Here is a 13,756-nt window from a genome sequence, read left to right as displayed (position 1 = left end):
CGCCCCCTTTCACGCATGCGGCGCGGTCAGCGACGATCGCGCGGCGGACGATCGCCACGCGGACGATCCCCGCGATCACCACCACCATCCCGGCGCGGCGGACGATCGCCGCGCGGCGGACCATCCCGACGCGGCGGCGGCCCGCTGGCGTCTCGCTCGCGCGCCTGATCGAGCCGCGCCTTCGCCTCCACGCCGGCTTCACCCTCCGGGAGCGGCAGCACCTCGCGGCGGCTCAGGCGGATCTTGCCCTCGCGGTCGACGCTCACGACCTTCACCTCGACCGTGTCGCCTTCCTTCACCACGTCCTCGACACGCTCGACGCGCGTGTGCGCGAGCTCCGAGATGTGCACGAGGCCGTCGGTGCCCGGGAGGATCTCGACGAACGCGCCGAAGTCCGTGATGCGCTTGACCGTGCCCTTGTAGACCGCGCCGACCTCGGGCTCCGCCGTGAGGCCCTTGATGATGTCGAGCGCCCTCTTCACGGCCTCCGAGTCCGCCGACGCCACGTTCACCGTGCCGTCGTCCTCCACGTCGATCGCCACGCCCGTCTGGTCGACGATGCCCTTGATGGTCTTGCCACCGGGGCCGATGATCAGGCGGATCTGGTCGGGCTTGACCTTGATCGTCGTGATGCGCGGCGCGTACTGGCTGAGATCGGGCCGCGGCGCCGGCAGCGCCTCCAGCATCTTGCCGAGGATGTGCAGTCGGCCCTCGCGCGCCTGATCGAGCGCCTGCGCGAGGATCGCCCGCGACAGGCCCGCGATCTTGATGTCCATCTGGATCGCCGTCACGCCGCGCGCCGTGCCGCAGACCTTGAAGTCCATGTCGCCGAGGTGATCCTCGTCGCCGAGGATGTCGCTCAGGATCGCGTACTTGTTGTCCTCGGCGATGAGGCCCATCGCGATGCCGGCGACGGCCGACTTGATCGGCACGCCCGCGTCCATGAGCGAGAGGCAGCCGCCGCAGACGGCCGCCATCGACGACGAGCCGTTCGACTCGAGCGTCTCGCTCACGATGCGGATCGTGTAGGGGAACTGCTCCTGCGCGGGGATCATGCGGGAGAGCGCGCGCTCGGCGAGAGCGCCGTGCCCGATCTCGCGCCGGCCGGGGCCGCGCATCGGCTTCGTCTCGCCCGTCGAGAAGGGCGGGAAGTTGTAGTGGAGGTAGAAGCGCTTCCAGCTCTCCCCCATCAGGCCATCGATCTTCTGCTCGTCCGTCGAGGTGCCGAGCGTCGTCGTCACGATCGCCTGCGTCTCGCCGCGCTGGAAGAGCGCGCTGCCGTGCACGCGCGGGAGCAGCCCCGCCTCGCACATGATCGGCCGGATCGTCCGCGTGTCGCGGCCGTCGATGCGCTTGCCCTCGTCGAGCACGTAGGTGCGGACGACGTGCGCCTTGCGCTCCTCGAACTCCGCCTTGATGAGCTTCTCGTTCGCGACGTACTTCTCCGCGCCGAGCTCCGCGAGCAACGCCTCGCCGAGCTTCTTCTTGAGCGTCGAGTACCCCTCGTAGCGCGCCTTCTTGTCGGTCACGCGGGTCGCGGACTTGAGGTCGTTGTCGACGATCTCGGCGACGCGCGTCTTGATCGCGTCCTCGAGCTGCGGCGCCTGGAACGCCTTCTTCGGCTTGCCCACGGCCTGGCGGACGCGCTCGATGAGGTCGATCACCGGCTGCGCCGTCTCGTGCGCGAACATGAGCGCGTCGATGATGTCGCTCTCGGTCGCCTCGGCGGCGCCGCCCTCGACCATCACGATCGCGTCGCGCGAGCAGGCGACGACGAGGTCGATGTCGCACTCCTCGATCTCGGCCGCGGTCGGATACGCCACGAACTCGCCGGCCTTGCGGCCAACGCGCACGCCGACGATGGGCCCGTTCCACGGGATGTCCGAGATGTGCAACGCCGCGCTCGCGCCCGTCAGCGCGAGGACGTCGGCCTTGTTCTGCTTGTCGCTCGAGAGGACGGTCGCGATGATCTGCGTGTCCTTCTTGAAGCCATCGGGGAAGAGCGGGCGGAGCGGGCGGTCCATGATGCGGCAGGCGAGGATCTCCTCGTCGCGCTGGCGCGCCTCGCGCTTGAAGAAGCCGCCCGGGATCTTGCCGGCGGCGTACGTCTTCTCGACGAACTCACAGGTGAGGGGGAAGAAATCGAGCCCGGGCCGCTCGTCTTGCGACACCGCGGTCACGAGGACCATGGTCTCCCCGTAGGTGACCAGGACGGATCCATGGGCTTGCTTGGCCAGACGGCCGGTCTCGAGCGTGAGGGCTCGGCCGCCGACCATGACGGATTCACGAACGTACATGTGTCTTGCGCTCTCTCTCGCGGTGCGCGATCGCGCTCCCGAAGACCCGTGACATCCAAGCGCAAGGCGGATCTTCTTCCTCGATTCCTGCCCAGGAGCAGCGGCGCTGCTGGGCACGAAGCGAAGACGAAGACGCTCCGTAGCGCTCACGGCCTCTGGGGAACGCCCCCGCGTCCCGTACTATTGTCCAAACCGACGTATTTCGGCTCTCTGTGTAGAGCCTCCCGCTCGAACCCGCCACTTTTTTCGGCGGAGCGGCGCGCCGTTCTTCCGGAAGCACTTCGATAAGCCGGACGGACAAACGGCACAAAAAGCGAAGAGGGCCCACTCCCAAGGAGCGAGCCCTCTCGTCGTTCGCGTGTTCGAACGCTTACTTGCGGATGTTGAGGCGGCTGATGAGCGACCGGTAGCGCTCGATGTCGATCTTCTTCAAGTAGTCGAGCTGGCGGCGGCGCTGGCTGACGAGCTTGAGGAGACCACGACGCGAGTGGTGGTCCTTCTTGTGCGTCTTGAAGTGCTCCGTGAGCTGCGTGATCCGCTCGCTGAGGAGCGCGATCTGCACCTCGGGCGAACCGGTGTCGCCCTCGTGGGTGCGGAACTTGTCGATGATCGTCGTCTTGTGAATCGGATGAAGCATCGGTCTTCTGCTCCTCGGCGTATCCTTGCGCTGCCGAGCGCCGGATCGCCAAGTGACGCCCGACGGCGAGCGCGCGCCCGGAGCGGCGCGTGCCCACGTGATCGGGCCGAACGAAAAACGGAGGCGGAGTATACGCATCTCGCCCGGTCGGTCAACGGGACGGAACGCCGAGGGGCGAGCGAGCGAGGTTTGCGGCGGGATTGTCCCCCTCGGCCAGCCGACTTCCGCTAGTCTGCGTCGCGATGGCCGGCAATTTTCGGCCCCCCGATTCGGGGGCTTCTCCCCATATGGCTGCGTCCTCGTCGGCCCAGCCGTCGATCGTCGTGGGCCCCGCGACGACGAATCTCACCGGGATCGGCTCCGCGGCCACCGGGTACGGATCGGCCGACTCGTTCGTCGCAGGCGTCGCCGCCCCGCAGCGCATCTGTCCGACGTGCAACAGCCGCTATCCGGGCGAGTACAAGGTCTGCCCGAAGGACGGCGCCGAGCTCGCGGAGGAGACGCAAGACGAGCTCGTCGGCCAGACGCTGCGCGAGTCGTACACCATCGTGCGCGTGATCGGCGAAGGCGGCATGGGCCGCGTCTACGAGGCGCGCCACACGCGCATCGGCTCGAAGCGCTTCGCCATCAAGATGCTGCACCCGGAGTACGCGCGTCAGCCCGACGTGCTCTCCCGCTTCCAGCGCGAGGCCGAGGCCGCGGCGCAGATCAAGAGCCCCCACGTCATCGACGTCTACGACATCGATCGCACGAGCGACGGGCGCCCCTTCATCATCAGCGAGCTGCTCGACGGCAAGGAGTTCGCCGACCTGCTGACGCAGCTGGGCAAGATGCCCGTGCCGCAGGCCATCCGCATCGTCCGGCAGGTCTGCAAGGCGCTCGCCGCCGCGCACGCGAAGGGCGTCGTGCATCGCGACATGAAGCCCGAGAACGTGTTCCTGATCGGTGACCTGAACCGCCCCACCGCGAAGGTGATCGACTTCGGCATCTCGAAGATCGAGGACAACGCGACGGGCAAGGCGCTCACGCGCACGGGCATGATCATGGGCACGCCCTCGTACATGGCGCCGGAGCAGGCACGTGGTCAGCGCGTCGACCACCGCGCCGACATCTACGCCGTGGGCGCGATGCTCTACTGCGCCCTCACGGGCAAGCGTCCGTTCGACAACGGCGATCCGGCCGCGACGCTCATGGCGGTGCTCTCCGAGGACCCGCCGCGTCCGCGCTCGCTCGAGCCGAGCATCCCCGAGACGCTGGAGATGGTCGTCCAGCGCGCGATGGCCAAGGAGCCGGACGATCGTCACCAGAGCATGGCCGAGCTCGACGCCGATCTCGCGCCCTGGGATACGGACGAGCAAGCCAGCGCCGCGATGGTCCCCGTCGGCGACGCGACCGCGACCGGGACCCTGACGCGCCCGTCGGCCCTCTTCATCAAGCAGCAGCAAGAGGCCACGATGGCGCGGCCGATGCTCGTGCTCATGACGGCGCTCGGCGTCTTCTTCACGCTCGGCGGCCTCATCACGACCGCGGCATCCATCTTCCGCATCACCCGCGGCGGCGGCGCGACGGCGAACCTGACCGTCTCGGAGTCCGTCCTGCTCCTGCTCCTCATCCCGGTCGCGCTCGCGACGCCGATCATCCTGCTCATCCGCCACCTCCGGAAGGCGGTCTGGGACAACACGGTGAAGGCGATCGAGATGCTCGGACGGCTGCGTCGCCCCGTGGTCGTGGGCCTCTGCGCCTACGGGTTCGGCTCGATGCTCGTGCGGCTCATCGAGTCCGTGCTGCTCCGGCGCGCCGTCGGCGTGGCGTGGCCAGTCTGGGACGTGCTCCTGCTCGTCATCGCGCTCATCGCGGCGCTCACGGCGCACATGATGCTCGACGACAACAAGAAGGCGGCCTAGCGCCTCCCTCCCCGTCCGCGGGGCGGCGGGGGCGGCGGCATGACGAGCGTGGCGGCGCTGCCGAGGCCCTGGGATCGATCGAGGTAGGCCTGGAGCATCACGGCGGCGGCCATGCCGTCGATGACGCCCTTTTGCCGCTTGCCCGAGGTCCCGCTCTCCCGGAGCTTCCGGGCCGCCTCCACGGTCGTCCAGCGTTCGTCGAAGAGCTCCACGGGCACGCCCGTGGCCTGGCCGATCTCCTGGGCGAGGTCCGCGGCGCGCGTCGCCATGGGGCCGTGCTCGCCGGACATGTCGAGCGGCAGGCCGACCAGGAAGAGGCCCACCCCCTCCTCGCGGGCGAGCTCGCCAAGGGCGCGAATCAGCGCCTTTTTGTCGCGCCCGTCGAGCGGGGGCCGGGGGTGCGCGAGCAGCCCGAGCTCGTCGGCGATGGCCACGCCCACCCGGGCCTTGCCCAGGTCGAGCGCGCATACACGCGGGGGGTTCGGGGGGTTTAGGGGCACAGCTCCGCTTGTCGGAGCGGAGCCCCCAAGGTTCGGGGGACGGCCAGGACGCTCTGCCATACCCGGGACAAGGGAGGACAGACCCCGTCGTACGTCAAGAGGTCGGCAAAGCTTGACCCTTCTCGGCTCTCCGACCATAAGCCGCGGCGGACATGGAACTTCGCGCGGTCAAGGGGATGAACGACATCCTGCCGGACGAGGCGGCGCGCTGGCAGCGCCTCGAGCAGGCGTTCCGCGAGCACGTCGCTCGGTACGGCTACGACGAGGTGCGCACGCCGATCCTCGAACACACCGCGCTCTTCTCGCGGCAGATCGGCGAGACGACCGACGTCGTCGAGAAGGAGATGTACTCGTTCGCGCGGCACGGCGACGAGCTCACCGTGCGCCCCGAAGGCACGGCCGGCGCGGCGCGCGCGTACGTCGAGCACAAGATCCACACGAAGGAGCCCGCCTCGCGCTGGTACTACCTCGGCCCGATGTTCCGCGGCGAACGCCCGGCGAAGGGCCGCTACCGGCAGTTTTATCAGGCGGGCTGCGAGCTCTACGGCGACGCGGGTCCCCTCGCCGACGCCGAGATGATCGAGATGATCCTCTCGCTGCTGAACACGGGGCTCGGCATCGGCAACATCGAGGTGCGGCTCAACTCGCTCGGCGCGTCGGGCACACGCGCGCGCTACCGCGACGCGCTCGTCTCGTACTTCACGCCGATGAAGGACAAACTCTCCGAGGACTCGCAGCGCCGGCTGGAGAAGAACCCGCTGCGCATCCTCGACTCGAAGGACCCGCGTGATCGCGAGGCCTCGAAGGGCGCGCCCTCGATCCTCGAGCTGCTCGACGAGGCCGACGCTGCGCACTTCGCGGGCGTGCGCCGCCACCTCGACGCGCTCGGCGTGCGGTACATCGTCGACCCCACGCTCGTGCGCGGCCTCGACTACTACACGCGCACGCTCTTCGAGTTCGTCACGACCGCAGGTGATCTCGGCGCGCAGAGCACGGTCGTCGGTGGAGGCCGCTACGACAACATGATCGAGGGCCTCGGCGGCCCGAGCGTGCCCGCGATCGGCTTCGCGATGGGCATCGAGCGGCTGCTCACGTTGATGCCCGGCGAGGCGTCGCGCGAGCGCCCCGCGATCTACGTCGCGCCACTCTCGGACGCGTGCACGAGCCGCGCGCTCGTGCTCGGCCGCGACCTCCGCGCGCGCGGCGTGCGTGTCGAGGTCGACGGCCGCGGCGGACGCCTCAAGGCGATGCTCCGCCGCGCCGACGCGCTCGGCGCGAAGCTCTGCGTGATCCTCGGCGACGGCGAGCTCGAAAAGGGTGTCGTGTCGGTGAAGGAGCTCGCGGCACACAAGCAGGACGAGGTGCCGCTCGCGGACGCGGCGGACGTCCTCGCGGCGCGGGCGCGGGCCGAGGCGTCTCCTCCGCCGGGCGAGGCGCGGTGAGCGTCCTTCGACGGCGCGGCACCTCGCTGGCCTCCCTCGTGATCGCGGCGCTCGTCGCGGTCCCGGCGGTCTCGTACGCGCAGGGCGGCATGGGCCCGGGCGGGCCGCCTGGCGGTCCTCCGCCGCAAGGGCGCCCGAAGCAAGCGCCTTCGGACCAGCCGCAGACGCACGCAGCCTCCGGCGCGGACGAGTCCCAGCAGCTCCAGACGCAGGAGCCCTCGCTGCCGCAGGATCCGCTCGCGGTCCCGCCCACCGTGGCGAAGCAGCTCGGATCGAGCGCCGATCCGGAGGCGACGCCGGCGCTCGAGCCGTCGGAGCGTCGCTTTTATGGCCTGTGGTACTCGGAGAAAAGCCCGAAATACGAATTTCGCACGCTCTTTCCCCTGTGGGCCGAATGGAAGAAGCCGAAGGAGCAGGATCGCGCGAGCCTCTTCGGGCTCTTCTATTACAACCGCCGGAGCCCGAAGGCCGACGCCGACGTCCTTTTCCCGCTGTTCTGGCGATTGCGTGACGGCGAGACCCGCACGACGGTCGTCGGCCCGTACGTCCATCAGGAGAGCGAGGCGACGGCGAAGAAGCCGGCGAGCCACATGAACCTCCTTCCCCCGCTCTTCTTCGAGGGGAAGACGGGGACGAAGAGCTACCTGCACATCCCGCCGCTGCTCACGTTCACGCAGCACACGGATCACGACGGCCTCGACATCGTCGGCCCGATGTTCTGCAAATGGAAGGGCGGCCCCGCGTGCGACACGCGCACCGCCGACGACATCGACCTCGGCGTCGCGCCCCTTTATTTCTACGGCCGCAACGAGACGACCGAATACGAGGTCATCCCGCCGCTCCTCCATTATTATCGTTACAACGAGATCGGCGAGAGCTGGCTCAACGTCTGGGGCCCGTACATCCGCCGCCACGATAACGAGGGCGACAGCCGCCACGTCGTGCCGTTCTACTGGCACACCTGGGGCAAGAACAAGGAACACCTCACGGTCTTCCCGCTCTTTCATTATGGCTACGAGGGCAACGCCTCGCGGCTCGTGACGCCGCTCTTCTGGTGGGAGCGCGGCGAGAAGGGCGAGAAGACGTTCGCGACCTGGGGCTATGCCCATTACCAGGGCCGCACCGAGCTCGAGATGATCACGCCGCTCTACTGGCATTACCGTGATCCGGACATCGGGCTCGATCGGAAGCTCTTCTTCCCGTTCTTCTACAAGGGCGAATCGCCGCGCGGCAAGGAGCTCGCGATCTTCCCCTTCTATGGCCGGTTCCAGCGATACGGCCTCAGCGACGAGACCTGGATCACGCCGCTCTTCCGCTATCGCGCCGACACCACTGGCTGGGCGGCGAACTTCTTCCCCATCTTCCACATGGGGCGCACGAATCAATCGTCGCACCTCGTGCTCGCGCCATTCGTGTGGGATTTCGCCTCGCCGACCTCGCGCGCGACCGTCGTGCTCCCGGGCTTCTTCCGCTTCGCCGACCAGGACGGCGTCTCGCAGCTCGCCCTGAACACGTTCTATCGCGAGAAGAAGCTCGCGCGCGGATCGGAATGGGAGTTCCACTTCTTCCCGTTCTTCTCGTACGGTCAATCGCCCACCGGCCACTGGTGGAACGTCCTCTACGGTTTGGCGGGGTACACGCGCGACGGGACGATGTCCAAGATGCGCCTCGCCTACATCCCGATCACGCTCAGCAAATAGGGAGGCCGCGCGAGGCCTTTCCGCGCGGCGAATGGCGTGGTAACGTAGACGCGTGCTTGCATTCCGTCGCGTCCTTTCCCTGGGGATCGCGCTCGCTTCGCTCCTCGTGACCCGAGCGGAAGCAGAGGCGGCGCCGTGCGGGCGGGTCCGATTCGTGACGGTCTACGATTCGCACGGCCTCACAGCGTTCGGAGACCGGCTCGACAGCTGGCTCCTCGCGCAAAAAGACGCCGAGCTCGAGAGCTACACGCTCGGCGGCGCATCCACGGAGTGGCTCCTGACGGCGAAGGTGTCGCTGCGCGGCTACCATTACCATAGCTGCGACAAGTCGCCGATCCTCGCACGAGTCCGGCTGCCCGAGCGCAAACTGCGCGCGCCGACGCTCGACGAATTGCTCGCGCCGCCCGGCACATACGAAAAGCAGGTCGTGCTCGTCGGGCTCGGCAGCAACATGCCCGGGGAGCCTTCACTCCAGGTCGGAAACGTCGAGCAGACCATCCGGCGCATCAAGTCGCGGCCCAATACGGTCTGCATCTGGATCGGGCCACCCTCGATGCGAAAATGGTCGCCCAGCTTCGGAGACAAGGTCTACGCCATGCTGCGCGACGGCATCCAGGCCGCCACAGACGATCCGAAGGCGGCTCCCGCCTGTCACCTCGTCGACAGCCGGAAGCTCTCCGCGTACCCCGACGGCGGCGACGGCTGGCATTACGGATTCTTCCCGGCCGGCATCGAAGCCGCGACAAAATGGGCGGACGGCGTCACCAGCGAGCTCGAAAAAGTCCTCCGCGCAGCCAAGCCCGCTCCGGCGACGCTCGCGAAGAACGAGGCCACCACGCGATTGCCGCCTCTTTTGACGCCGCGACGCTGACGTCCTTTCGCTCGAGGAGGCGCCGCGCCGGGGCTCTGCCCCGGGCCCCGCGGGGGCTGTTCGCCCCTCGACCCGAACCAGGGCCAGCCCTGGACCTTTGATGGAAGAACTGCGCTCCGCGCAGTTCTTCCACAGGCCGATGGCAAGACCATGCGGGCGTTGCCGGAAGAACCGTCAGCGCGGCTGTCTTGGTTGGCGGGTTCGTCGCTCGTCTTGACCTGGCCTGTTCGATGAACTGCGCATCGCGCAGTTCATCGACCCCGAGTCCAGCGCTTGCGCTGGTCCGGGTCCAGGGGCGGACAGCCCCGGTGGGGCCTGGGGCAAAGCCCCAGCGAGGCGCCTCCAAAGCCCTGCCGCCCCCGCGGGCGCTCAGCCTGCGATTCCCCAGGTCCGCGCGATCTCGTGGGTCTCCACGTGCTCGGGGATCGCGGCGAACGTCTGTCGCGCGTCCGGATCCGTGATCGTCGCTGTGCGCCGATCGATCTCTTGCAACGCCTCTGCGATCACGGCGCGTGCCTCGTCGACCTCTCCTTTTGCGTGGAGCGCGCGCGCCAGGATCAGCCGCACGAGACCCTCGCCCTCTTCGAGCGCGCCCACCTCTGCGAGCAGCTTGCGCGACGCTCGTGCGTTCGCGAGCGCCTCGTCCGCGTTGCCCACGGCGAGCAGCACCCGCGCGAGTGTCGCGTGCCCGTGGCAGAGGTATGGCGGTGCGACTGCGAGCCGATCCACCGCGCGCCGCGCCTCGGCCTCCGCCTCTGCGAGGTCGCCCATCATCAGGTGGATCGTCGCGAGCTCGTCGCGCCCCACGCCTTCCAGCCGACGATCGCCGTGCGCCGCGAACTCCGCGACGGCCTGCTCTTCGAGCGTCTTGGCTTCTTCGAGCCGACCCATCCGTGCGAGCGCGTACCCGAGATCGCGCTGCGCCGACGAGACGATGTGCTTCGCGCCCATGCGCTCGGCGTCCACGATCGCTGGCACGAGTGCCTTCTCCGCGCCGACCCAGTCGCCGACTTCGAGGCAGGACGCGCCGTAGTTCGCGCGTTGCAGGCACGCGTTCCGCACGTCGCCGGCCCTCTCGAACCCCTCGGCCGAGAGCGAGAAGTACCGCGCCGAGGCGCCCGTCTCGCCCACGAACGGCGCGCGGAACGCACGCGCGCGCTCGATCCAGCCTCTCGCCAGCGGCTTCTCCGAGTCGCCCCCGAGCCGCTCGAGCTCCTTGAACAGCGACTCTGCGAGCTCGTTTTTCCCGAGCAAGAGCGCCGCCGTCGAGGTGCGCGAGAGTGCCGCGATGTGCCCGTCGCTCGCGGGCGCCTCCTGCATGCACGCGACCGTGAGCAGTGCGTCGCCGAGGACCTCGACGCGCTCGACGCTGCCGAGCTTGCCGAACACGCTCGCCATCTCGCCGACCGCGAAGAGCCATGGATCGCTGCCCGCGGGCAGGATCTGGATCGCCTCGAGGCCACGCTCCTCGGCCTCGGCGAACTTGCCTTGCCAGCGGTACGCCTCGGCTTGCCGCAGCCGCAGGCGCCCGAGCTCCTCGCCCTGCGCGCCGCAGGTGATCGCTCGCTCGCTCCGCTCGATCACGGCCTCGAAGTCGCTGCCTTCGAGCGCTGTCTCCGCCGCGCGCCCGTACCACGTCGCCGCGCGGATCAGATCCCCGCCGCGCTCGTAGTGCTGCGCGAGCACCATCGCCTCGGTCTCGCCCACCGATTCGAGCCACGCGGCTGCGAGGCGATGGCCGAGCATGCGATCGGCGTCCGTGAGCGTCGCGTAGGCCGCCTCGCGCACGAGCGCGTTGCGGAAGGCGTGATCCTCCTGCTCGAGGAACCTGCGCGAGGTCCGGCGAAACACGAGCTCGCGCTCGACGAGCGTGCTGAGCGCGTCGCGCACGGACGCCTCCTTCTTCTCGCCGCCGACGAGCGCGGCCACGCCCGAGGGCCAGAAGACGTCGCCGAACACGCTCGCGGCGCGGAGGATGCGGCGCTCGACGGCCTCGAGCTCCTCGAGGCGCGCTTGCACCATCGCGAGCACCGTGCCCGGCAGCGCGTCGCCGCGGCCCGAGGCCACCGCGCGCACGATCTCTTCGAGGTAAAACGGATTGCCTGCCGCGCGCTCGATGATGCGCGCCGTGAGGTCCGGCGTGACGGTGTTGCCGAGCCAAACCTTGCAGAGCTGCTCGCTCGCGCGCCGCCCGAGCTCACCGAGGCGGACCTCCTGCATGCCGCGCTCCTCCCAGAGGCGCGGGAAGGTGCGCGAGATCTCGGGCCGCGCGAGCGCGAGCACGCAGAGCGGCTTCTCCCGCGCGTGGCGCAACGCCGCGTCGATGAGCCGCACCGTCGGCAGATCGCCGAAATGCAGATCGTCGAGCAGAAGCAGCACGGGCTTTTTCGTGCACTCCGCGAAGAGCCAGTCCTCGAACGCGCGGCGCATCTGATCGCCCATCAACATCGCGTCCGCGCGCGCCGCGGCGAGCAGGTGGCTGCGCTCCGCGGGCAAACGCAGGCCGAGAATCTCGCCGAGGAAGACGGTCACGCGCACGACGTCCTCGGCCGGGACGCACGACGAGACACGCGCGAGGAGTTTTTCCTCCTGCACGGCCGCGAGCGCGCCGACCTCGATGCCCGCGGCGGCGCGGACGAGCTGCGCGAGCATGCCGAACGTCGAGCCCGCGGCCATCGGATCACCGCGCGCGACCCACACTTCGAGGTCGTGCCCGGCCGCGTCGAGCCTGCGGAGCACCTCCGTCGCGACGCGCGACTTGCCGACGCCCGCGGGCCCCGTCACCAGCGAGACGCGCGCGATCGGCTCCGCGATGCTCTCCTCCATGATCGCGACGAGCGTGCCGATCTCCCGCTCGCGCCCGACGCACGGGCTCGGCTTGCCGAGCAGCGTGCGCGCCGCGTCGGCCCGATCCCGCACGGCCTCGAGCACGCGCGTACCCCCCTCTTCCCGCACGTCGAAGCGCGCATCGAGCAGGCCCGCCGTCACCTCGTCGACGAACACCTGCCCCTCCATGCGCACGCCCTCGCGGCGCGCCGCCGAGAGCGTACGCGCGGCCGACTCCGCAGCCTCGCCGACCGGAAGCTGCTGGGCGACGAGGCCACGCCCCGTCGCCACCGCGATCGGCACGCCCGGCAAGAGCTCGCGGAGCGAGATTGCCGCCCGCGCGGCCCTCGCCGCGAGATCGATCGCGGCCGCGGCGCCCGTGAACACCGCGAGCAGCGACCCGTCGACGAGCCGCTCGAGCTTGCCGCCGTACGACATCGCGACGCCGTTTAGATCGTCGAGCGTGCCCGCGGTGGCGCTCACCGCGTCGCCGGGCAGGCTCGGGAGGCTGCGGCGGAGGATGGCCTCGGCCATCATCCCCGGCGTGAGCGTCACGTCCGTCTCCGTGGAGTCGCCGTCCGCGATCGTCTTGGAGAACGTGCTCGTCGCGAGCACGACGCAGAGAAGCTGCTGCTCGCGCACCGTGATCGCCGGACGGCTCATCACGGACGAGTGCACGAGCTCGCTGCTCGACGGCCCTCCGGGCAGCGGCCCGAGCGCGTCGAGCGCGGCGACGACCATCGATCCGTCGCGCGGCCTGCCCGCGGGATCCTTGCAGAGCATCGAGGTGACCAGCAGATCGAGCGCGGCCGGCGTCTCGCTGCGGATCGTGCGCACGCGCGGCGGCTCCTCGAACAGGATGCGCGAGAGTGTGGCCATGAGCTGCTCCGACGCGAACGCGGGCCTGCCCGTCAGGCACTCGAAGAGCATCGCGCCGAGCGAGAACACGTCGGCGCGTGCGTCGACGTCCTTGCGCCCTTGCGCTTGCTCGGGGGCCATGTATCCGGGCGTCCCGAGCAAGGTCCCCGTGCGCGTCGCGAGCGTGCGGCCGTAACCGAGGCGCGCGATGCCGAAGTCGAGCAGCTTCGCGTCGTCCACGTCGCCGCGCAGGAGGAACACGTTGCTCGGCTTCACGTCGCGGTGAACGATCCCGCGCGCGTGGGCTGCGCCGAGCGCGTCGGCCACGCACCGCGCGAGCCGGATCGCCTCGTCGAGCGGCAAGCGGCCACGCGCGAGGCGATCGGAGAGATCCTCGCCTTCGAGCCACTCCATGACGAGGAAGAGCTCTCCCGTGGGGAGGGAGCCGTGGGAGACGTACCGGACGATGCCCTGATGCCGCAGCTCGGCGAGGAGCACGGCTTCGGCCGAGAAGCGCTCCATCTCGCGCACGTTGCGTCCGCCGAGGACCTTCACCGCGACCACCGCGCCCGTCTCCAGATCGCGCGCTCGGTAGATCGTGGCCATCCCGCCCGAAATCGTGTGATCGTCGAGCTCGAAGCGCGCAGCGACCCGCATCCCTGGCTTCAACATCGCCGGGGAATTCTATCCGGGCGGATGCGCGATCATCCAAGTCATTTCG

8 protein-coding genes are annotated in these 13,756 nt (G+C 69.4%); 4 read left to right on the top strand and 4 right to left on the bottom strand.

The window, feature by feature from the left end; all coding sequences use genetic code 11:
- Window positions 1–26 precede the first annotated feature (26 nt).
- Both pnp and rpsO read right to left on the bottom strand, forming a co-directional pair.
- Window positions 27–2,297, bottom strand: a complete 2,271-nt coding sequence (pnp, locus tag QHF85_RS34070) for a polyribonucleotide nucleotidyltransferase (protein ID WP_281331579.1) — start codon at window positions 2,295–2,297, stop codon at window positions 27–29.
- A 370-nt stretch (window positions 2,298–2,667) separates the two neighbouring features.
- Window positions 2,668–2,934: a 30S ribosomal protein S15 gene (gene rpsO, locus QHF85_RS34065; RefSeq protein ID WP_281331578.1), complete on the bottom strand. Its 267-nt coding sequence runs from the start codon at window positions 2,932–2,934 to the stop codon at window positions 2,668–2,670.
- A gap of 287 nt (window positions 2,935–3,221) precedes the next feature.
- Between rpsO and QHF85_RS34060 the strand changes: the two genes are divergently transcribed.
- Window positions 3,222–4,838, top strand: coding sequence for a serine/threonine-protein kinase (locus QHF85_RS34060; RefSeq protein WP_281331577.1), 1,617 nt, complete (start codon window positions 3,222–3,224; stop codon window positions 4,836–4,838).
- Here the strand turns inward: QHF85_RS34060 and ruvX are convergent.
- Window positions 4,835–5,398: a Holliday junction resolvase RuvX gene (ruvX, locus tag QHF85_RS34055; protein WP_281331576.1), complete on the bottom strand. Its 564-nt coding sequence runs from the start codon at window positions 5,396–5,398 to the stop codon at window positions 4,835–4,837. The two genes, QHF85_RS34060 and ruvX, sit on opposite strands and share 4 nt — an antisense overlap.
- A gap of 92 nt (window positions 5,399–5,490) precedes the next feature.
- On the opposite strand from ruvX, the gene hisS reads away from it, so the two are divergent.
- From hisS to QHF85_RS34040, 3 genes are read left to right on the top strand one after another with little or no spacing between them, the layout of a single operon-like run.
- Window positions 5,491–6,780, top strand: coding sequence for a histidine--tRNA ligase (hisS, locus tag QHF85_RS34050; protein ID WP_281331575.1), 1,290 nt, complete (start codon window positions 5,491–5,493; stop codon window positions 6,778–6,780).
- On the top strand, window positions 6,777–8,480 hold the full coding sequence (locus tag QHF85_RS34045) for a hypothetical protein (RefSeq protein WP_281331574.1): 1,704 nt from the start codon (window positions 6,777–6,779) through the stop codon (window positions 8,478–8,480). Before hisS ends, QHF85_RS34045 begins: the two co-directional genes overlap by 4 nt.
- A gap of 52 nt (window positions 8,481–8,532) precedes the next feature.
- The gene (locus QHF85_RS34040) at window positions 8,533–9,351 is read left to right on the top strand and encodes a hypothetical protein (protein ID WP_281331573.1); all 819 of its coding nucleotides are present in this window, start codon (window positions 8,533–8,535) and stop codon (window positions 9,349–9,351) included.
- Between the two features lie 369 nt (window positions 9,352–9,720).
- On the opposite strand, the gene QHF85_RS34035 is transcribed toward QHF85_RS34040, so the two are convergent.
- Entirely contained in the window at window positions 9,721–13,707 is a 3,987-nt protein-coding gene (locus QHF85_RS34035) for a protein kinase (RefSeq protein WP_281331572.1), read from the bottom strand.
- Window positions 13,708–13,756 lie beyond the last annotated feature (49 nt).

The organism is Polyangium sp. 6x1 (assembly GCF_029946515.1).
Classification (GTDB): Bacteria; Myxococcota_A; Polyangia; order Polyangiales; family Polyangiaceae; genus Polyangium.
This window is presented reverse-complemented; position numbering and strand designations above follow the sequence as displayed.